At 72.1% G+C, this 19,668-nt stretch carries 18 protein-coding genes; 4 read left to right on the top strand and 14 right to left on the bottom strand.

Annotated elements, in window-relative coordinates; genetic code table 11:
- Positions 1 to 28 precede the first annotated feature (28 nt).
- Positions 29 to 1,291: a cytochrome P450 gene (locus tag ABUW04_RS14420; protein ID WP_030253642.1), complete on the bottom strand. Its 1,263-nt coding sequence runs from the start codon at positions 1,289 to 1,291 to the stop codon at positions 29 to 31.
- A 253-nt stretch (positions 1,292 to 1,544) separates the two neighbouring features.
- On the opposite strand from ABUW04_RS14420, the gene ABUW04_RS14415 reads away from it, so the two are divergent.
- The gene (locus tag ABUW04_RS14415; protein ID WP_380564893.1) at positions 1,545 to 2,855 is read left to right on the top strand and encodes an MFS transporter; all 1,311 of its coding nucleotides are present in this window, start codon (positions 1,545 to 1,547) and stop codon (positions 2,853 to 2,855) included.
- Between the two features lie 118 nt (positions 2,856 to 2,973).
- On the opposite strand, the gene ABUW04_RS14410 is transcribed toward ABUW04_RS14415, so the two are convergent.
- Entirely contained in the window at positions 2,974 to 4,221 is a 1,248-nt protein-coding gene (locus ABUW04_RS14410) for a helix-turn-helix domain-containing protein (protein WP_051725249.1), read from the bottom strand.
- Between the two features lie 318 nt (positions 4,222 to 4,539).
- Here ABUW04_RS14410 and ABUW04_RS14405 point away from each other — a divergent pair, with 318 nt between their 5' ends.
- Positions 4,540 to 7,656 (top strand): AfsR/SARP family transcriptional regulator, encoded by a 3,117-nt coding sequence (locus ABUW04_RS14405; protein WP_380564891.1) that lies wholly within the window; start codon positions 4,540 to 4,542, stop codon positions 7,654 to 7,656.
- Here the strand turns inward: ABUW04_RS14405 and ABUW04_RS14400 are convergent.
- The 7 genes from ABUW04_RS14400 to ABUW04_RS14370 form a co-directional block, all read right to left on the bottom strand.
- A complete protein-coding gene (locus ABUW04_RS14400) occupies positions 7,634 to 7,843 on the bottom strand; it encodes a hypothetical protein (RefSeq protein ID WP_030253635.1) in 210 nt (69 codons plus the stop codon). The two genes, ABUW04_RS14405 and ABUW04_RS14400, sit on opposite strands and share 23 nt — an antisense overlap.
- A gap of 126 nt (positions 7,844 to 7,969) precedes the next feature.
- Positions 7,970 to 8,209, bottom strand: a complete 240-nt coding sequence (locus ABUW04_RS14395; protein WP_380564889.1) for a hypothetical protein — start codon at positions 8,207 to 8,209, stop codon at positions 7,970 to 7,972.
- A gap of 111 nt (positions 8,210 to 8,320) precedes the next feature.
- On the bottom strand, positions 8,321 to 9,109 hold the full coding sequence (locus tag ABUW04_RS14390; protein ID WP_380564888.1) for a thioesterase II family protein: 789 nt from the start codon (positions 9,107 to 9,109) through the stop codon (positions 8,321 to 8,323).
- A 231-nt stretch (positions 9,110 to 9,340) separates the two neighbouring features.
- Positions 9,341 to 10,345, bottom strand: a complete 1,005-nt coding sequence (locus ABUW04_RS14385; RefSeq protein ID WP_380564886.1) for a GNAT family N-acetyltransferase — start codon at positions 10,343 to 10,345, stop codon at positions 9,341 to 9,343.
- Between the two features lie 58 nt (positions 10,346 to 10,403).
- Entirely contained in the window at positions 10,404 to 11,597 is a 1,194-nt protein-coding gene (locus ABUW04_RS14380) for a lipid-transfer protein (RefSeq protein ID WP_380564884.1), read from the bottom strand.
- Positions 11,594 to 12,940, bottom strand: a complete 1,347-nt coding sequence (locus tag ABUW04_RS14375) for an OB-fold domain-containing protein (RefSeq protein ID WP_380564882.1) — start codon at positions 12,938 to 12,940, stop codon at positions 11,594 to 11,596. The genes ABUW04_RS14380 and ABUW04_RS14375 overlap by 4 nt, the downstream gene beginning before the upstream one ends.
- A 110-nt stretch (positions 12,941 to 13,050) precedes the next feature.
- Complete coding sequence (locus tag ABUW04_RS14370; RefSeq protein ID WP_030253625.1) at positions 13,051 to 13,350, bottom strand: hypothetical protein; 300 nt, start codon at positions 13,348 to 13,350, stop codon at positions 13,051 to 13,053.
- A 442-nt stretch (positions 13,351 to 13,792) separates the two neighbouring features.
- Between ABUW04_RS14370 and ABUW04_RS14365 the strand changes: the two genes are divergently transcribed.
- On the top strand, positions 13,793 to 14,923 hold the full coding sequence (locus ABUW04_RS14365; RefSeq protein WP_380564880.1) for an alpha-1,2-mannosidase: 1,131 nt from the start codon (positions 13,793 to 13,795) through the stop codon (positions 14,921 to 14,923).
- A gap of 26 nt (positions 14,924 to 14,949) precedes the next feature.
- On the opposite strand, the gene ABUW04_RS14360 is transcribed toward ABUW04_RS14365, so the two are convergent.
- From ABUW04_RS14360 to ABUW04_RS14345, 4 genes are all read right to left on the bottom strand, one after another.
- The gene (locus tag ABUW04_RS14360) at positions 14,950 to 15,108 is read right to left on the bottom strand and encodes a hypothetical protein (protein ID WP_198037434.1); all 159 of its coding nucleotides are present in this window, start codon (positions 15,106 to 15,108) and stop codon (positions 14,950 to 14,952) included.
- 110 nt (positions 15,109 to 15,218) lie between these two features.
- Entirely contained in the window at positions 15,219 to 16,262 is a 1,044-nt protein-coding gene (locus ABUW04_RS14355) for a glycosyltransferase family 2 protein (RefSeq protein ID WP_380565042.1), read from the bottom strand.
- 231 nt (positions 16,263 to 16,493) lie between these two features.
- Complete coding sequence (locus ABUW04_RS14350) at positions 16,494 to 17,459, bottom strand: alpha/beta hydrolase (protein ID WP_380564879.1); 966 nt, start codon at positions 17,457 to 17,459, stop codon at positions 16,494 to 16,496.
- Positions 17,460 to 17,535: 76 nt separating this feature from the next.
- The gene (locus ABUW04_RS14345; RefSeq protein ID WP_030253619.1) at positions 17,536 to 18,003 is read right to left on the bottom strand and encodes a cupin domain-containing protein; all 468 of its coding nucleotides are present in this window, start codon (positions 18,001 to 18,003) and stop codon (positions 17,536 to 17,538) included.
- A gap of 165 nt (positions 18,004 to 18,168) precedes the next feature.
- Between ABUW04_RS14345 and ABUW04_RS14340 the strand changes: the two genes are divergently transcribed.
- A complete protein-coding gene (locus tag ABUW04_RS14340) occupies positions 18,169 to 19,020 on the top strand; it encodes a helix-turn-helix transcriptional regulator (RefSeq protein WP_380564877.1) in 852 nt (283 codons plus the stop codon).
- An 8-nt stretch (positions 19,021 to 19,028) separates the two neighbouring features.
- On the opposite strand, the gene ABUW04_RS14335 is transcribed toward ABUW04_RS14340, so the two are convergent.
- On the bottom strand, positions 19,029 to 19,649 hold the full coding sequence (locus ABUW04_RS14335) for a TetR/AcrR family transcriptional regulator (protein WP_037595101.1): 621 nt from the start codon (positions 19,647 to 19,649) through the stop codon (positions 19,029 to 19,031).
- Between the last annotated feature and the right edge of the window lie 19 nt (positions 19,650 to 19,668).

Below are 19,668 nucleotides of genomic sequence, written 5' to 3'. Positions count from 1 at the left end.
TGGTGGCTGGTGCTTCGGTGATCTGCCGTCAGGCGGTGCGTTCGGCCTTCAGTTCGGCGGCGAAGGCGGAGAGTCCGGCCTTGTCGGGGGTGAACCGGACCGGGAGGCGGCTGAAGCCCGCCAGGAAGTTGGAGTGGAACCTGGCCGTCTCCCCGGCGACCTCGATGGCGGAGGTGAACCGGCGCAGCGCGTCCAGCAGCGCGGTGATCTCCACCCGGGCCAGGTGCGCCCCGAGGCAGAAGTGCGGTCCGTAGCCGAACGCCACGTGCCGGTTGGGGGTGCGGGCCAGGTCGAAGCGGTCCGGGTCGGGGAAGACGGTCTCGTCCCGGTTGGCCGAGGAGTGCCAGACCGTGACGATGTCCCCGGGCTGGATCTCCCGGTCGCCCAGCAGCACCCGTTCGGTCGCGGTGCGGCCGAAGTGCATGGTGGGCGTCGCCCACCGGAGCGCCTCCTCGCAGGCGGAGTCGGCACCGACCTCGCCCTCCCGCAGCGCCTGCCACTGCGCGGGTTCACCGGCCAGGGTGTGCACGACGTCGTTCATGGTGAGCCGGCTGGTCTCGTCCCCGCCCAGGATCAGGCTGTAGCAGTTGAGGACGATCTCCTCGCGGCTCAGCGGGGCGCCGTTGATCCGGGCGTTGACCAGCACGCTGATCACGTCCTCGGCGTCGCCGCCGCGGCGCTGCTCCATCAGGTCGGCGAAGTAGAGCAGGATGTCGCTGCGCGCGCTCCAGCCGTCCTCCTCGCTCTGACCGGCCTCGCCGGAGCTGAGCGTCTCCCGGCTGCGCTCCAGCAGGAAGGCCCGGTCCGACTCGGGCACCCCGAGCAGGTCGGAGACGGTGGCCATCGGTACGTGCTCGGAGACCTCGGCGGCGAAGTCGCACTCGCCCAACAGCACCGCCCGGGCCACCCGCCGTGCGGTGTTACGGCGGACCCGGTCGGCGATCGGGGCCAGCACCCGCGGCGAGAAGGACTTCAGCAGCACGTTGCGCACCTCGCGGTGGCGCGCCCCGTCGGTGACGGCGCACATCTTGCCGCCCGCCGAGTCCTCCCCGGCGAGCAGCGTGACCAGCACGTTCCCCTGCTCGGAGGTGAACCGGGCCGGGTCGCGGTAGACGGTCATCAGGTCCGCGTAGCGGCTGACCACCCAGAATCCCGGGCGGCCCGCGGCGGCCGGCTGCCAGTGCACCGGGTCCTCGTGACGCAGCCGGCGCCAGTACGCCCCGAGGTCGTCCTTCGCGAACGTCTCCGGGTCGGCCAGGTCGACACCGAGGTCCAGTACCTGGGCAGCCATGCGTCTCACCTCCGTCGGACGGCGCTCCCCTGTCGTGAGCGATGAGGAGATTCCAGCCCCGGAGCACGGCCGCCACCAGGCAACCGGACCGGCAGGAAGAATGCCGCCGCAACGACCGCACCACGACCGGAACGTGCCTGGGCCGACACCGGGTGCACGCCCCACAGTGGGCGGGTCGCGCGGGCACACGGACCCGTGCCGGGACCCGTCCCAGCCGGACACATCCCAGCCAGACCCATCCCAGGAGGAACCAGTGAGCGAACCAGAGCGCCAGCCGCCCCTGTGGCGCAACGGCGACTACGTCGGGTGGTGGACCGGGAACACCCTCTCCGCCCTGGGCACCAGCGTCTCGGCGATCGCCTTCCCGCTGCTCGTCCTGGCCAGCACCGGCTCGGTGAGCAAGGCGGGTGTGATCGGCTCGGCCAACCTGCTCGGCGTCGTGGTCACCGCACTGTGGGGCGGTGTGCTGGCCGACCGGGTCTCGCGCCGGGCCATCCTGGTGGCCGGACCCCTGGCCCAGGCCGCGGTGCTGGCCGCGGTGACCGTACTGGCGCGGGCCGACCGGCCGTCGCTGCCGCTGCTGGTGGCGGCCTCGCTGCTGAGCGGTCTGCTCTCGGGCGTGGTGATGGGTGCGGGCACCCCGGCGCTGGCCCGGATCGTGCCCAAGGAGCAGCTGGCGACCGCCAACGGACAGGCCATGAGCCGGGACATGCTGGCGCAGCTGCTCGGCGCCCCGGTCGGCGGTGTGCTGTTCGGGCTGGCCCGCTGGGTGCCCTTCGGCGCGGACGCGCTCTCCTTCGTCTTCGCCGCCCTCGGCGCGCTCAACATCCGTCGGCCGCTCGGCCCGGACCGTGACGCGGCGGCTCCGCGGACCTCGGTGCTCGCGGACGTCTCGGCCGGCCTCCGCTTCGTGCGGGTGCAGCCGTTCGTGCGCTTCGTGGTGGTGATGGCCTCGGTGCTGAACATGGTCGCGCAGGCCTTCCTGCTGCTGCTGATCGCCCTGGTCGCGCACCGCGGCGGCGGCCCCACCGCGATCGGTCTGGTCAGCGCGACGACCGTGGCCGGGGGCTTCGCCGGCTCGCTGGTCGCCCCGGCGGTGGCCCGGCGGTTCCGGGCCAGGGTGCTGCTCTGCGGCGCGGTGTGGATCTTCACCCTCGGACTGGCCGTCACCGCGCTGGTGCCGCAGGTGTGGGAGATCGCGCTGGTGGTCTGCCTCACCCAGGTGGCCACCGTCCCGGTCAATGTGGTGCTGACGACCTATCTGATGCGGCTGGTCCCGGACGGGATGCTGGGCCGGGTCGCCGCGGTGAACCGTTTCGGCGCCTATGCGCTGGAGTGGTGCGGACCGCTGCTGGCCGGACTGTTCGTGGCCCTGTTCGGGGCGCCCGGCGGCATGCTGGCCCTGCTGGTCGTGATGGTCCCGCTGGCGGTGGCGCTGATGGTGGCCCCGGCCCTGGCGATCCTCGGCACACCGGTCGGGGAGGTGGCCGAACTCGCGGTGCAAGAACCGGCGAAGAGCGCACCCGGTGTGGTCGCAGCCGTCCCGCACCCCGCGCAGGGCTGAGCCGGCCGAGGCCGACGCTCCCGCCGACAACGGCGAGGCCCCCACCCGAAGTCCGGGCGGGGGCCTCGCTGTTGCGCCGGGCGTTACGACAGGCACTGCGACAGGCGTTGTGACGGGCTCAGGCGCCGGCCAGCGCGCCGGGGCCGTCCAGAAAGGTGCGGACGTGACGGAGCATCCGGTACCGGTACTGGCCGCTCCGGTCCACCTGGAGCAGTGAGGTCTCGGCCAGGTCCGCCAGCAGCCCGACCACCTCCAGCTCGGAGAACTCACCGGGGTCCACCTCCAGTTCACCGACCCGGAAACTGCCGCGCGAACCCCGGGCCAGCTGCGCCAGCAGCCGCTCGTGCCGGCGGCCCAGCAGGTCCAGGCTCCAGCGCAGGCTGGCCTCCGGGGTGCGCTGGTGCGGCAGCGTCCGCTGGTCGCCCGAGCTCAGCAGGCGCACCGCCTGACCGTCCGCCAGCAGCGACTCCAGCGGCACCATCCGCAGCCGGTGCGCGGCGAACTCGATCAGTCGCGGCAGCCCGTCCAGCAGTCCGACCAGGGCGATCAGCCGCTCCGAGTCCGCCGAGAGGTCCAGATCGGGGCAGCCGGTGCGGAGCCGCTCCAGCAGCAGCTCCACCGCGGCCTCCGGTCCCAGCGGCGCCAGCTCGCACAGCACCGCACCGTCCACCGACGGCGCGCGCCGGGCCGTCACCAGCACGTGCACGCCGGGGTTGCGCGCCAGCAGCCAGTCGACCAGCAGCGGGACGGTCTCCGGCAGGTGCTCGGCGTTGTCGAGGACGAGCAGCAGCTGCTGCCGGCCGCCGGCGGCGGCCTCCTCGCCGAGCAGGTCGGCGACGGCCTGCTCGGCCAGCTCCAGCACGGCGGGCCCGGCCAGGTCGCGCTCGCCGGGGATCAGCCCCAGCTCGACCACGGCCACCCCGTCGCGCAGCTCGCTGCCCGCGCTCTCCGCGGCCGCCAGGGCCACCCGGGACTTGCCCACCCCGCCGGGGCCGGTGACGATCACCACCTGCTGCTCCACCGCGAGCCCGGCCAGCAGCTCGGTCTCGGCCCTGCGCCCCACCAGCGAGGAGCGCGGCGGACGGCTGCCGCGCCAGACCCCCGGCTCCGGGCCCACCAGCTTGAGCCACTCGGCGGCCATGCCGACCGGCATGCCCAGATCGTCCACCGGGGCGGAGCGGAGCTTCTCCTTGAGGCTGGGGTCGAGGACGTCCAGCAGCATGTCCACGGAGCTGCGGCGCGGTCGCTGGATCAGCCCGCGCTCGAAGTTCCGAATGGTTCTGACGCTGATGCCGGAGCGCTCGGAGAGTTCCTCCTGCGTCATCCCGCTCTGCAGGCGCAGGCGCAGCAACAGGTTGTCGTTCATGTGGTTCACCTCCATGTGCGACAGACGACACCGCGGGAAGCGGTGCTCAGCCCCGTTGGCCGACGCACGAAGTGTCGGACACGGAGTTCCCGTTCCACTCCTGCTCGCGTTCCTGCTCGCGTTCCCGGTTGTGTACCGGGTTGTGCACCAAGTTGTGTACCGACTGTGGGCTGTACCGCTTGGCAGGTACAACGCCTATGATGCGACAGCTGAACTTCCCGGGGTGGGTCTGGCAGGTAGGCGGGGGCGTACATGAGCACAAGTGGCATATCCGGCAGAAGTCCTGATGATTCGCCAGCCCTGTCGGCGGCCACTGGATTGCAGTTCAACATCCTCGGACCGCTGGAGGCCTGGTCGGACGGGCGAAGACTGGAGCTCGGCGGCCCGATCGCGCGACGCATCCTCGCCGTTCTGCTGCTGGAGCCGGGCAAGCTGCTCACCGTGTCCCGACTGGTCGACGCGGCCTGGCCGGACAACCCGCCCACCACCGCCTCGCACCAGGTCCGCAAGGCCATCGCCGACCTGCGGCGCCGCATTCCCGGCGGCAGCGACGTACTGATCACCGACGGCCCCGGCTACGCCATCGCCGCACACACCCCGCTGGACGCGACCCAGTTCGACGCCAAGGCCCGCGAGGCCAAGGCCCTGATCCAGCAGGGCCGCACCGAGGAGGCCACCGTCCTGCTCGGGGCGGCGATCGCGCTGCGCCGCGGCCCCGCGCTCTCCGGGATCGGCGGGGGCGGCATCGTCGAGTCCGTCGCCCGGGTGATGGAGGAGCGTCATCTGGAGGTGGTGGAGCAGTACTTCGAGCTCCAACTGGCCTCCGGCAAGTCCGCGGAGCTGGTCGGCGACCTGCGCGAGCACACCAGCCGGCATCCACTGCAGGAGACCCTGCGTGGGCTGCTGATGCTGGCGCTGTTCCGCTCCGGGCGGCGCGCCGAGGCGCTCACCGAGTACGGGCGGCTGCGCGAGGAACTGGCCGAGGAACTCGGCGTGGACCCCGATCCGCAGCTGGCCCGGCTGTACGAGAAGATCCTGGTCGAGAGCCCCGAACTGGACGGCCCCGCCCGGCCGGCCGAGGTCCCCGCACCGCGGCGGCCCGAGCCGGAGCCGCCGCGGGCGCCCGTTCCCGCCCCGATCCCGGTCACCCGGCCGGCGATCCCGGTCGACCAGGGCACCGAGACCGAGGCTGCGTCCGCACCGCGCACCCTCCCCTACGACCTCGCCGACTTCGTCGGCCGCGACAAGGAGCTCGGCCAGCTGCTCGCCACCGCGCGCCGGGACGAGCAGCGCACCCGCATCATCGCCATCGACGGCATGGGCGGCACCGGCAAGACCTCGCTCGCCGTGCGCGCCGCCTACCTGCTCGCCGACGACTACCCGGACGGGCAGCTCTACCTCGACCTGCGCGGCTTCTCCCCGGACGAACGCCCGGTCAACATCAGCACCGCGCTGGAGGTGCTGCTGCGCACCCTCGGCGTCAACCAGGACCGGATCCCGGACGACCTGGTGGGCCAGAAGCTGCTGTGGCAGTCCGTCCTGGCCGGGCGCCGGGTGCTGCTGCTGCTCGACAACGCCTCCGCCGACGCCGCCCTGGTCAGCAGGCTGCTGCCGACCACCCCCGGCTGCCTGGTGCTGGTCACCAGCCGGGCCAGGCTGGTGGAGCTGGACGGCGCCGAGTGGATCTCCATCGACGTGCTGGCGCCGGAGGAGAGCCTGCAGCTGGTCGCCCAGCTGCTGGGCCCGGAGCGGGTCGAGGCCGAGCCGGACGCCGCCAGGGAGTTGACCCACCTCTGCGGCTACCTGCCGCTGGCCCTGCGCATCGCCACCGCCCGGCTGCGCAACCGCCGCGCCTGGAGCCTGCAGTACCTGGTCGAGCGGCTGCGCGACGAGAACCGCAAGCTGGACGAGCTCAACTCCGGCGAACGCGGGGTGGCCACGACCCTGCGGCTGTCCTACCAGGTCCTGCCGGAGAGCTGCCGGCGGGCCTTCCGCAGTCTGTCCCTGCACCCGGGCCGGGAGTTCGACGCGCACTCCGCGGCGGCGGTGCTGGCGGAGTCCGTCCAGGACACCGAGGACCACCTGGAGCAGCTGCTCGACGCGCATCTGCTGCAGCAGCCGGAGGTGGGCCGGTACGCCTACCACGACCTGGTCCGCAGCTTCGCCCGCGGCCTCTGCGACGAGCTGGCCGCCGCCGACCGCGCCGCCGCCGCCGAACGGCTGCTGGAGTACTACCTGACCGCCAGTGAGGCCGCCTGCGAGGTGCTCTACCCCGGCCGCAGCCGCCGCCCCACCGGCCTGGAGCTGCCGCCGCTGCGGCAGCCCGGGCTGCTCAAGCCCGAGGGCGCGCAGACCTGGTTCGCCAAGGAGCACATCACGCTGGCCAGCGTGGTGCACCGGGCGGTCACCGACGGGTACCACCGGCACGCGGTCTGTCTGAGCCGCAACGTCGCCTTCTACCTCAACGCGCAGGGCAACCTGGACGAGTTCGCCGAGCTGACCCGGATCGCCGTGCAGTCCGCGCGGCACCTGGGCGACGCCGGGCTGCTCAGCGTCAGCCTGGCCAACCTGGGCGTCGCCTGCTGGCAGCTGGGACGCTACGACGAGGGCATCGAGGTGGCCTCGGAGAGCCTGGAACTCGCGGTCAGGGTCGGCGACCGGCACACCGAGGCGCACAGTCAGGGCACCCTCGGGCTGTACAAGAGCCTGCTGGGGCAGTTCTCCGAAGCCCTCGGCCACCTCGAACAGGCGGTGGCGCTGGAGCGCGAGCTCGACAGCCCCCGCGCGGAGGCGGACACACTGACGGCGCTCAGCACCCTCTACGAGCAGTGGGGACGGTACCGGGAGGCCGCGGAGGCGGCGCAACGTGCGGTGGCTCTGGTCCGCGGACTGGACCGGCACGAGAACGCGCTGATCGCGCAGACCGATCTGGCCCTGGCCCTGCTGGGCCTGGGGGACCTGGACGGTGCCGGCAGGTGTCTGGCCGAGGCTCGCGGTCTCCCCGTGGATCGCTGCGAACCGGGGCAGATGGCGCTGACCATGGCGTTGTCCGCGGAAGTCGCCTACTCGGCGGGGGATCTGGAACAGGCCGAGGGCTTCGCGGACCAGGCCCGGGAGCGGGTCGAACAGAGTCTGTCGCCGCTGCGGCGGGCCAAGGTCGGGAACGTTCTGGGTCGCCTGCTGCGCAGTCTCGGCCGTCACGCGGAGGCGCAGCGGCTGCACGGTCAGGCCTACAAGGTCGCCGCTGCGATCAGCTTCCGGATCGAGGAGGCGTACGCGCTGGCGGGGCTGGCAGCGACCGCGGTCGCGCTCGGCGACTCCGTCGCCGCCGATGTGCACCACACCGCCGCCGAAGAGCTGTTCGCGCTGCTGGGCGTGCCGACGGACCGTCGCCGCCGCCCGGCGTCGCAGGTCACCCGGCAACTGCCGGGGTGACCGTGGTGTCGCTGGCGGCCGTGGTGCTGGTGCCCGTCGGGCTCTTGCCGTCGGCGAGCCGCACGTGGGCCGGCGTGCCGTGCTGACCGGCGGTGCCGTGCGCGGTGACCTCGGCGGCACCCGCACCCAGCCCGAGGGCGAGGACGGCGACTACGACACCGGCGAGGCTGACCATCGTGCGCTTCATGGGATGCTCCTGGGTTTGTGAGGCCGTTTCTTTCGACATGGCCTACATTCCCGGAGGCTGTTCCCGAACGGGTACCGTCACCTTCCCGTCGCTGACGGTACCCGCCGGGAACGTATCGGGCCCCGTTCAGGGCCGCCCGGTACGCGAGCTGAGGACGCGGGTGCCCACGTCGGACACCACCACCTCGGTGACCGCCGGGCCGGACTCGTGCCCCAGCAGGTCCAGATGACCGCGGACCGCGGTCCTCACCTCGGCCAGCACGGACTCGCTCTGTCCGGCCGCCTCTCCCACTCCGTCCTCGGCCAGCTCGTGGATCCGGACGATCTCGTGCATACCACCGCTGGTCGTCGTCTCGACGCTGAACACTGTGCTCCCTCCTGTTCCTCCGTCATCCGTTCGGTCCTGCCGTCAGGTACTTGCAGGTAGTGCAGGCAATGCACGTGGTGCAGTTCTCGATGACCGCTCCGCTCCTCGCGCTCAGCCCACCCCCGTTCCGACCCGGGCGCCGAGCCCCAGCGCCGGCACCCGCAGCAGTTCCCGGACGAATCCGAGCAGCGCGGCGGGGTCGGTGTGCGGGAAGGCGTGGCCGCCGGGGAGCATGGTCACGCTGAACTCCCCGCCCGCGACCCGTTCCCAGCGCGGAAGTTGCTCAGGGGGTGTGATCTCGTCGTCCAGTCCGCCGAAGACGTGCAGCGGACTGGACAGCGCGGGCGGGTCCGGCAGCAGGTACTGCTCGGCGTAGCGCAGGTCGGTCCTGATAGCGCGGAGGATCTCCGCCACGAAGCTCGGGTAGCTGAGCAGTTCCCTCGGCAGGCCGCCGTTGTCGGCGATCCACCCCAGCAGCCGGTCGTCGTCCACGTCGGACATGGTCCGCAGCGAGGGCACCTGGGGTGCCCTCGCCCCGGAGATCAGCACGGCGAGCGGCGCCGGCAGCCTCCGGGCCTCGATCCGCCGGGCCACCTCGTAGGCCAGCAGGCCGCCGAGACTGTGCCCGAACAGCAGGTACGGCATGGTGAGTTCGGCCCGCAGGCCCTCGAAGAGCGCGTCGGCGAGCTCCTCCACGTCCGCCGGCAGTGGTTCCTTCTCCCGGGTGCCGCGGCCCGGCAGTTCCACCGGGGCCAGCTCCACCCCCTCCGGCAGATGTCTGCGCCAGTTCGAGAACGCCCCGGCGCCCGCGCCCGCCTGCGGTGTGCAGATCAGGCGTACCTCCGGCTCACCGACGGCATAGCGCCCGGTGATCCACAGGTTGGTCGGCTTCGATGCCACCTTCCACCCCTTTCTCCGACTTGCCATCCTCCGCCTGGCGCACCCGCCCGGACCAGGCAATTCGTCGGCAGTGCGGCGGTAGGAACCCGGCAGTCCGGGGCACGGCGAGGCCTTCTCCCGGCAGACTGCCTGCAATGATTCGCTGTCGAAGGGGTGGTGCCGGGAACCGGTCCGTTCGTCCGCCATCCATGGTCCCGGGAAAGCGCGGACCGGCCGCCGGCGGACGCCGCGTCAGACCACGGGCGCGCCGACGCCGATCGGCTTGCTCTGGACGACCCAGACCTGCTCGGCGCGGAACCCGAGGCGCTGGTACAGGCCCAGGGCCCCGGTGGGCGAGTCGGCGTCGACGCCGAGCGAGGCGGTGTCGAAGCCCTCCGCCCTGGCCCGCGCCAGCACCTGTGTGAGCAGCGCCGAGGCCAGCCCCCGCCCGCGGGCGCTGCGGCGGGTGCCGACCAGCCCGATGTAGAGGTCCCGCTTGCCGGTGGCGGCCCGGTACTCGTCGAACTCCTCGGTGAGCACCAGCGCGAGCGGCTCCCCGTCCTGGTAGGCGACGACCGTGAGATCCGGCCGGAACGCGGAACCGCCGGTGACCTGCTGCCAGATCTCCGGGCTGGTCTCGGTCGAACCCCAGTGGTCGCGGAAGGCCTCGTTGCGGACCGTTCTGGCGTCCTCGGAGCACTCGGGCGCGAAGGTCCGCACGGTCACCCCTTCCGGGAGCGGCGCCCCGGGCAGTTCCCGGCCCAGGTCGATCCGCATGGTGTTGAACCAACGGCGCTGCTGGTAGCCCTGGTCCGCGAACAGCTGCTCCATGGCGGTGTGCCCGACCAGCGTCCCGATGTTGAGGCTCAGCGGCGCCTGCGGGAAGCGCTCCAGGTGCAGCGGCACCACGGCGTCCGCCGCCCACTCCAGCAGCCGCGTCCCGAGCCCGCGCCCCCGGTGCCCGGGGTGCACCCCACCGCTCATCCGGAACTCGTGCACCGGATCGGCCGCCGTCCGCGCCTGGAGATAGCAGTACGCCACCATCTCCCCGCCCTCGACCTCCCCGCCCTCGGTGAAGACCCCGACGGAGCCGCGCGGGAAGTCGATGTACGAGGACGCGAACGTCTCCGTGACCTGGTCGCGGCCGAGGTGGTCACCGGTGTCGTCCGCCTCGGCGAGGGCGTGGCGCAACCGCAGGAAGGTGTCCGTGTCGTCGACGGTGATGGGACGCCAGGTGTAGCCGCTGTCACTGCTCATGGACGACCATCCTCCGAGGCGCGGAGGAAGATGGTCAACCGCATTCGCGACCCGGGCCTCAGTCCCGTCCCAGCACCAGGCCCGAGGTGGGCACTCCGGTGCCGGCGGTCACCAGGACCCGCTGCGCGCCCGGGACCTGGTTGACGGCGGTGCCGCGCAGTTGCCGGACCGCCTCCGCGATGCCGTTCATGCCGTGCAGGTAGGCCTCGCCCAGCTGGCCGCCGTGGGTGTTCACCGGAAGGCCCCCGGCACCGTCCCAGCCCAGCTGCAGTCTGCCGCCGGCCGCGAAGTCGGCTCCCTCGCCCGGGCCGCAGAAGCCGAACTCCTCCAGCTGCATCAGCACGAACGGGGTGAAGTGGTCGTAGAGCACGGCGGTGTCGATGTCGGCCGGGGTCAGCCCGCTGGTGCGCCAGAGCTGGCGGGCGACCACGCCCATCTCCGGCAGGCCGGTGAGGCCGTCCCGGTAGAAGCTGGTCATCGCCTCCTGGTTGCGGCCCGCGCCCTGGGCGGCGGCGGCGATCACGACGGGGGTGTGCCGGAGGTCGCGGGCGCGTTCCGGGGTGGTGACCACCAGGGCCTGGCCGCCGTCGGTCTCCTGGCAGCAGTCGAGCAGCCGCAGCGGCTCGACGATCCAGCGGGAGGCGGCGTGGTCCGCCAGGGTGATCGGGCGCCGGTAGAAGTAGGCGGCCGGGTTGGTCGCGGCGTGGAAGCGGTCGGCGACCGCGACCGGGGCGAAGGCGTCCGGGGTCAGCCCGTAGCTGTGCAGGTAGCGCTGGGCGTGCAGGGCCACCCAGGAAGCGGGGGTGAGCAGCCCGTAGGGCATGGTCCAGCCCATCGCCACGCCCTCGGCCGAGGCCTGACGGGACGTCAGGCCGGTGCCGAAGCGGTGCTGGGACCGCTCGTTGAAGGCGCGGTAGCAGACCACCACCTCGGCGATGCCGGTGGCGACCGCGAGGGCGGCCTGCTGGACGGTGGCGCAGGCGGCACCGCCGCCGTAGTGGATCCGCGAGAAGAAGCTCAGCTCGCCGATGCCGGCCGCCTGGGCGACGGTGATCTCCGGGTTGGTGTCCATGGTGAAGGTGACGAGTCCGTCCACATCCTGTGGACGGAGTCCGGCGTCGTCGAGAGCCGCGTGCACGGCCTCGACCGCGAGCTTCAGCTCGCTGCGTCCGGAGTCCTTGGAGAACTCGGTCGCACCGATGCCGGCGACGGCGGCCCGGCCGCCCAGGGTGTCCGCTCGGTGCAGGCTCACGACTGCTCCTCGGTGGGCTGGTCGTCCATGGTGAGGCGCACGGTCGCGGAGGCGTGCGCGCCGCGCCGGGTGCGGCCGGTGACGGCGACGGTGATGCGGGGGCCGTCCCGCCCGGTCACCCGTCCGGTGAAGGTGAGTTCGTCGCCCGGGTGGGCGGGGACCCCCAGCCGTACCGAGATCCCGGTGAGCCGGGCCCGCGGCCCGGCCCAGTCGGTGACGTAGCGACCGACCAGGCCGTTGCTGGTGAGGATGTTCATGAAGATGTCCGGAGCCCCCTTGGCGTGGGCGAGTTCCACGTCGTGGTGCACGTCCTGGTAGTCCCGGGAGGCGATGGCTCCGGCGACGATGAGGGTGCGGGTCACCGGTATGCGCAGCGGCGGGAGCTCGTCCGGACCGGCGGGACGGAAGACCGGCAGGGTCAGCTCCTCGTCGCAGCGCTCGAAGTCCAGCCGGACCGGGAGCCCGATCCGGACCTCGGCGGCCGGCAGGCCGAGGACGTTGCTCACCATGCGCACGCCCTCGTCGAGCTCGACCAGGGCCACGGCGTACGGACTGCTGCCCCGGAAGGCGGCCGGGACCGGATGGTGCACCACCACGTACGAGTAGACCGTGCCCGCGCCGCCCGCCGGCTCCGCCGTCCAGGCGTCCGAGCCGCAGGCGTTGCACCCCGGCAGCCAGGGGAAGCGTGCGGTGCCGCAGTCGGCGCAGCGCTGGAAGCGCAGTTCGCCCTCGGCGACCCCGGCCCAGAAGCCCGCGTTGTCGCGGTTGACGACAGGACGGGGGCGCAGCGCGCGTTCACCGGCCGCCGCCTCGTTCACCTCCCGCGCCGCGGGGCGGAACTTCAGGATCCGGAACCGGTGGGTGGCCACCGGCACGGCCTCCTCCGGCTTCTCCCCGGCGGCCTCGTCGTAGGCCCGGAGGTCGGTCCGGGTGGTGACGAAGCGTCCGACGCCGAGGGCGGTGGTCTTCTCCGCGGAGACGGACTCGATCTCGGAGTCGTAGAGCACCCGCTGTCCCGGACGCAGCGACCGCAGGTACTCCTGCTCGCAGTCGGTGGCGACGACCGAGGTGAAGCCGGCGGCGTCCAGCGTCCCGAGGAGTTCGTCGTAGGCCGCGCTGCGACCGGTAGCCCCGTTGCCGGGGCCCGTCCCGTTGCCGAGCCCGCCCATGGTCCAGGACTGGAGCATCGCGGGCGGGGCGACCGCGCCCGGTCCGGTGTAGGCGGCGTTGGCGTCGCCCATGGCCTCGCACCAGTGGCGGATCATGGGGGCGTTGACGGGATCCAGCGCCCGGCCGCCCACGGCGGCGGGGCGTCCGGTGTAGGCCTGGAAGGTGTCGGTCACGAATCTGACTGTGCGTCAGCTACTGTACGCGAGTCAAGACCGTGCATGCGTCAAGACAGCAGTCGGCCCCGGGGCGTGGGACCGGCCCCGGGGCTGACTGCTAGAACAACCTAGAAGAAGATGCGCACATTGCTGTTGGACTGGCTGCTGTACACCGCGCCCGAGTTGTCCTTCACCCCGAGGGTGTTGTTGGCGTTGGAGGCGCCCGACCCGGTCGCGGTCTGCTGGGTCCAGTTGGAGTTGCCGTCCACCCATCCACTGAGGTTGCCGCTGCCGGTGTTCGACACGATGCTGCTGTTGGAGTGGTCGCTCGCGAAGGAACCGTCGTCGGCCGAGGCGGCGCCGGCGCCGGCGAGGAGCAGCGCGATGGCGACCGGGGCGGCGGCGAGGGCGATACGGATACGGGACATGAAATCCTCCAAGTAGTGGAAGCCGGAGTGCATGTGGGACGGCCCATGGCCAGATGGGGCCCTCCCTGACTGCGACGTCGCTCCGCAAGACTGACCCAGTGAGTCGACAAATATCCAACCCTGACAGCCTAATTCCCCCATAAGCGTGACAAGGGAGCCCTAACCCCCGAACGACCAACAGTTCGGGTCGTAACGGTTCTCCCTTGTGCCACCGCCCATTCGGCCGTCCGCAGCCACCCGCTCGGCCCCGCCGGGGGCTCGCGGCCTGCGAAAACCGCACGCCCCCGGGCGTGCGGCCGCCCTCCACACGTCAACCCGCCGAAGTATTCATCACCCGTCAATCCGCCCTCCACGGCGACGCAGGCGAGGGTCCACCCGCACCCGGCCGGTGTCAGTGGACGGCAGTAGCATCACCGGACCGACCGACTGTCAGGAGTCCCGTATGGAGCCCACGTTCGCCGACTTCTCGGTGTCCCCGCCGCTGCTCGGCAACGGAGTGGTGCGCAACGACGGCAGCAGTTTCGGCGGGGACCACCTCAAGCTCGGGGCGGGCGGGAGTGCCGAGCTGGACTTCGAGGTGGCGTCCGGCGAACAGATCATCGAGGCGACGCTCAAGGTGACGGTGCTGACGTCCAAGCTCGGGCCGTCCCCCGGGTTCGCGCCGATGGACCTGGTGGTCAACGGCGAGCCCCTGGTCGAGGCGCTGACCGTCCCCGGCGGCGGCGACCTGCCGCAGACGCTCGCCTACGCCGTGCCCGGCGAGCAGCTGCACCCCGGCACCAACACCGTGGCGGTGCGCAGCTCGCCCAAGTCGGCCACCATGCTCTGGCTGTACCGGATCACCGTCGACTCGGTCTACGAACGGGACCGCTCCGAGCGGGCGATGGGCGCCAAGGCCGCCGAGCGGGCGGTCTTCGCCTTCCGCACCGAACGACGGCCGGTCGGTGCGGAGAACTGGGTGCCGGCCCCGCCGTTGCACCTGCACGTCGACCGCGGCGAGCACGCCCTGCCGTCGCAGGTCTCCTGGCGGAGCGTCGACGGCGCCGAGGGGGCGGCCGTCTTCCAGTCCGCGATGACCGACTTCCTCGGCCACCACCGGGCCGCGGACGGCACCGTCGCCGAGTTCCGCGGCCGTCTCGCCGAGCGCTGGGCCCATCCCCACGGGACCTCCGGCGCCCCGGTGCACCGCTTCAGCACCCAGGAGGGCTGGGGCGGCGGCTGGCACGACTCCGGCGAACTGCGGTTGCTGGTGGACCACGGCGGGGTGCCCCTGGAGCGCGTCAGCTGGCGCGACCAGCGGACCAACGGCGGCTCGATAGCGCTGCTGCCGGACGGCTCCGGCTTCGTCGGCATCTACCAGCGGGTCAACGAGGGCCCGATCGGGTACCGGAGCGTGCCCGTCCTCAGTGGCCTGCCGCTCCCGGAGGCACCCGCGCCGGCGCCGCCCGCGGTGACCACCGCCGTCTCGGGGCGTGCCGAGCTCCAGGAGGAACTCGTGCGCACCGCCCAGCAGTTGGGACGGGTCACCGACGCGGCAGCGGGCCGCCTCGCCAAGTGGCTGCGGGACCGCTGAACCGCGCCGGGGACCGGTGCCACCGGCTAGCGGCGGCGCGGCATCAGCTTGTACAGCGCCAGGCCGGCGGCGATCAGGGTGGTGGCCGCCACCAGCACCGCCATGTTGTTGATCCAGACACCGGTGGCGGCCAGGGTGGCCCCCGCCGTACCCGTGGTGCCGGCACCTATCACTCTTCCGTACATCGATCGTCTCCTCGGTTGATCGTCGGGGACTGTCGGACAGGGCTGTCGGACAGGGACTGCTGCGCCCCGGAGGGGGCCGGCCGGGCCGCTCGGAGGAGCGGGCCCGGGGATCAGGTGGCGACCCAGCGTTCCTCGCTGCGCCGGGCCAGACCCCACAACGAGGCGAAGTAGACGGCGTGCTGGAAGAGGTCGTAGAGCATCTCCGGCACCATCAGCAGGGCGACCAGGACGGCGGCGGGTCCGGCCCGGCGCACCGAGACGACCTTCTCGACCACGAAGACCGAACCGATCGCGGTCCACACCGGTGACAGTCCGGGCCAGCCGTACACGGTGAGGGTCAGCGTCATGAAGGCCAGGTAGACCAGGAAGCTCAGCGCGCCGAAGCCCATCATGATCTGCTGCAGGAAGTAGCGCGCGGTCACCCTGGTCCAGCCGTAGTCACGGAGGTTCTCCAGGGCTCCGCGCTGCCAGCGCATCCGCTGGTGCCACAGCTTGGGCAGGCTGGTCATCACCTCGGTGGTCACCGAGCAGCGGGACGGTGACATGGTGCGGTAGCCGAGGGTCTTGACGGCCTTGGTGATCTCGTCGTCCTCGGTGAGCGAGGCGAGGCTGTAGCACTCGGTGCCGCCGCCGATCCGTCCGGACCGGCGTGCGGCCCGGACCTCGCGGAGCACCCGGGCGCGGAACATGGTGCCGGTGCCGGTGAGCACCGAGGCCTTGCCGCCGTTGCGCTCGATCTCCCAGGCGTAGCGCTGGAACTCCATCCGCTGGAGCAGCCCGAGCAGCCCGCCGCCGGGCTCGCCGTAGAACACCCCGCCGACCGCTCCGACCTTGCGGTTGAAGGTCGCCATCGCGGTCTCGACGAACCACGGGTTCAGCACCGTGTCGGCGTCCTGGACCAGGATCAGGTCGCGGTCGGCCAGGTGCGGCAGGACCCAGGCGATGGCCTGGTTGAGCGCCCCGGCCTTCTTGTGGGTGTTCTCGACCGACGCGAAGACGTCGGCGCCGCACTCCCAGGAGATCTCGGCGGTCGCGTCGGTGCAGTTGTCGGCGACGACCACGATCAGGTCCGGCGGCCGGGTCTGCTGCTGCATGCCGCGGATGGCGTCGGCTATCCGGTCCTGCTCGTTGTGCGCGGGTATCAGCACGACCAGCCGCGGAACGCCCTCGGTGAAGTCGTCCGCTGCGGCATGGGCACGACGGGACCCGTGGCGGCCGCCCCCGTGCGGCCGCGTCTGCACTGTCCCCGCCACCTGGCGCACCTGAAGCTCCGGCTCATCCGCATTGGCTCCGCTCGGGCGACCTGGCCAATCCTTCGCAGAGTCTGCACGGAATCTGCACGCTCAGGCAAGGAACCTATGCGCATTCACAGGTAGGGGTCCGGGTCAGGACGGCGCCCCCTGCGACTGCAGCTCGGAGCCCTGCTCGGCCTGCTCGGCGGTGGCCTGTTCGGCAGCGGCAGCGGCCCACTGCGCCCGGACGAAGGCCGCCGCGGCGTCGAGGGCGGCGTCGGCCTCGTCCAGCATCGCCGCGAAGGACTGGAACACGTGCGGCACCTGCGGCCAGACCTGGAGGTCGACCCGGACGTCGTGCTCGGCGGCGCGGGCCGCCAGCCGGGTCGCGTCGTCGAGCAGGATCTCGTGCGAACCGACCTGGACCAGCAGCGGCGGCAGCCCGGTCAGGTCCGCGAACAGCGGGCTGGCGGTCGGCACGGCGGGGTCCGTGGCGCCCAGGTAGTCACCGGCCCGGGTGCGCAGGCCGGCCGCGGTCAGTGACGGGTCGACAGCCGCCTTGCCGACCAGGCTGCCGCCGGACAGGGTGAGGTCGGTCCAGGGCGAGAAGACCGCGGCCGAGGCCGGCTGCGGCAGTCCCGCGTCCTTCGCCGCGACCAGCGCGGCGACCACCAGGCCGCCGCCGGCGGACTCGCCGACGAAGGCGATCCTGTCGCTGGGGACGCCCTGGTCCAGCAGCGCCCGGTACGCGGCGACGGCGTCGTCGACCGCGGCGGGGAAGGGGTGCTCGGGGGCCAGTCGGTACTCCACGCTGACGGCCCGGGCGCCGACCCGCCGGGCCACGTCGGCGGCCAGGCCGGCCCCGTCCGCCGCCGAGCCGATGGCGTAGGCGCCGCCGTGGAAGTAGAGCAGCACGGTCGACGGATCGCTGCCGGGGGTCTCCACGGTGAGGACCGGCACCCCGCCGAGCTGGTCCGGGGTGAGCGAGACGTCGGCGGGCAGCGGGATCGACGCGATCATCTCGTGGAAGACGGCGCGCTGTTCGACGACGTCGCCGCCGATGTCGAGCGGGCCGTGCCGCAGGAGTTCGTCCAGGGTCTGGCGTTGCTGCCGGGTCATGAGGAGGTGCCTTTCGGGCAAGGGGAGTTCGGGGGAGCTCAGCGGAGCTCGGGGTTCGGTGCGGGCGGGACCGGGGTCAGCGCGGCGGGCCGAGGATGATCTGGCCGTACATGTCGGCGGCTTCGGCCATGCGGTCCCTGGAGATCTGGAAGCCCTCGGGGCGGGGTGTGGCCAGATCGCGTCCGGCATGGCGGAACATCCCCTCGATCCCGCCGGGGGTGCAGATCATCAGCAGGTCGGCGGCGTCCGAGGTGATCCGGTAGCCGTGTGGGACGTTCTTGGGCAGGTAGACGATGCCGCCCTCGGACAGCTCCATCTCCTGGTCGTCGGACCACACCAGCGCTTCGCCCTTGATGAGCATGAAGACCTCGTCCTCGCGCGTGTGCATGTGGTACGGCGGGGCCTCGCCCTTGTTGACGGTGAACCGTCCGACCGTCAACTGCCCGTCGGTGGCGGCGCTGTCCAGGAGCACCGAGAAGATCCCGCCGTCGAGCCATTCGAGTTTCTGCTGCTGATCGGGCTCTGCCAGGTAGGCCATGCTCATGGGGAGGTCCCTTTCGTTTCGCTTTCCCGGGAACCTGTTTTCCCGGGCATCCGGAAATGAGAAAACGGACGTGTTGGATGCTTCTCCTGAACACGCCGTTACCGCAAGGTAAGAGGGTGGGAACAGCAGTACCACCCCACCTCCGGCCTGGTTACGATGCGATTGATGGCGACGACGAATCATTTCGGTATCGCGCTGCGCGGCTGGCGTGAACGACTGTCCCCGCCGGACGGCGACGGCCGGCGGGTCCAGGGGCTGCGACGTGAGGAACTGGCCCGGCTGTCCGGGGTCTCGGTCGACTACGTGGTCCGGCTGGAGCAGGGCCGGGCCCGCAATCCCTCCGCCCAGGTGGTGACCGCGCTGGCCAGAGCGCTGCAGCTGCCCCCCGCCGAACGCGACCACCTGTTCCGCTGCGCCAGTCTGCTGCCGCCCTCGGACGGCGATGTGCCGATGCAGGTGCCGGTGCGGGTCCGGCAGTTGATGCTCCGGCTGGAGGACACCCCGCTCGCGGTCTACGCCGCCGACTGGACCCTGGTCGCCTGGAACCGGATGTGGACGGCGCTGATCGGCGACCCGGACAGCTACGGCTGGGACCAGCGCAATCTCGTCGCCGGGATGTTCCGGTCGGTCGGTCCGACCGGGGCCGGACCGCACCGTCCGGAGTCCATCGCCGAGTGGCCGGTGCGGTCCTCGGCGGGTGACGCGGCCGAGGAGGCCGCACTGGTCGCCGATCTGCGTTCGACCGCCGCCGCCTATCCCGCCGACCGACGCCTGGCCGCACTCGTCGAGCGATTGACGAGAACCAGTCCGCGCTTTGCCGAACTGTGGTCCAGCGGCACGGTCGGCGCCATCGGCGGGGACCGGAAGACCATTGAGCATCCCCGGCTCGGGGACATCACGGTCGACCTGGAGGTGCTGATGGTCTCCGGTTCGGATCTGCGCATCATTACGTACACGGCCGAAGCCGGTACCGCCGATGCGGAGAAGCTGGAAAGGCTGCGTCTTTCCGGCCGGTAATGCGGGGCTCACCCGCCGCCGGGCCGGCGGCGGTCCGGGAGTGCGGCCCGGGTCAGCGTCGTGGCGGTGTGCACCAGGCTGCTGATCGCGGCCTCGGGGTCCAGCCCCTGCAGATCGGTCAGGACGAACAGGGCCTCGGCACTGACCACCACGGCGAGATCCTGCTTGAGCTGGGTCAGCGCCGCCGGATCCGCGACGCCCAGGGTGCCGTCCAGCGGCGCCAGCGCATGGTCGATCAGGCCGAAGCGCAGGCCGGGACGGGCGGCGGCACCACCCGGCCGGATCACCGTGGCCGCGATCATGGCGCGGACCACGCCCTGCCGGGTCAGCACGTGCCGCAGCAGGAACTCGGTCGCTGCGGCGACGCGTTCCACCGGGTCCACGGAGCCGGCCACCGGCTGGAGCGCCTCCTCCGCGCTGGGCAGCTGCCCGGCGATGGCCTCCTGCAGCAGGCTGGCCAGGTCGGGGAAGTAGCGGTAGGCCGTGGCCTCGGACACCAGGGCCGCCTTGGCGACCTCGGGCATCGTCACCTCCCGGCCGGTACGGCTGAGTTCGGCCGCGGCCTGGACGATCGCGGTACGGGTGCGCAGCTTCTGGTTGGCGCGTCCCATGGTGCTCTGCGATGTCATCGATCCACCCTTCGTACGA

Source organism: Streptacidiphilus jeojiensis, from assembly GCF_042510965.1.
GTDB classification, from domain to species: domain Bacteria; phylum Actinomycetota; class Actinomycetes; order Streptomycetales; family Streptomycetaceae; genus Streptacidiphilus; species Streptacidiphilus jeojiensis.
The sequence above is the reverse complement of the archived record's forward strand: the minus strand, read 5'-3'. Positions and strand labels throughout refer to the sequence as shown.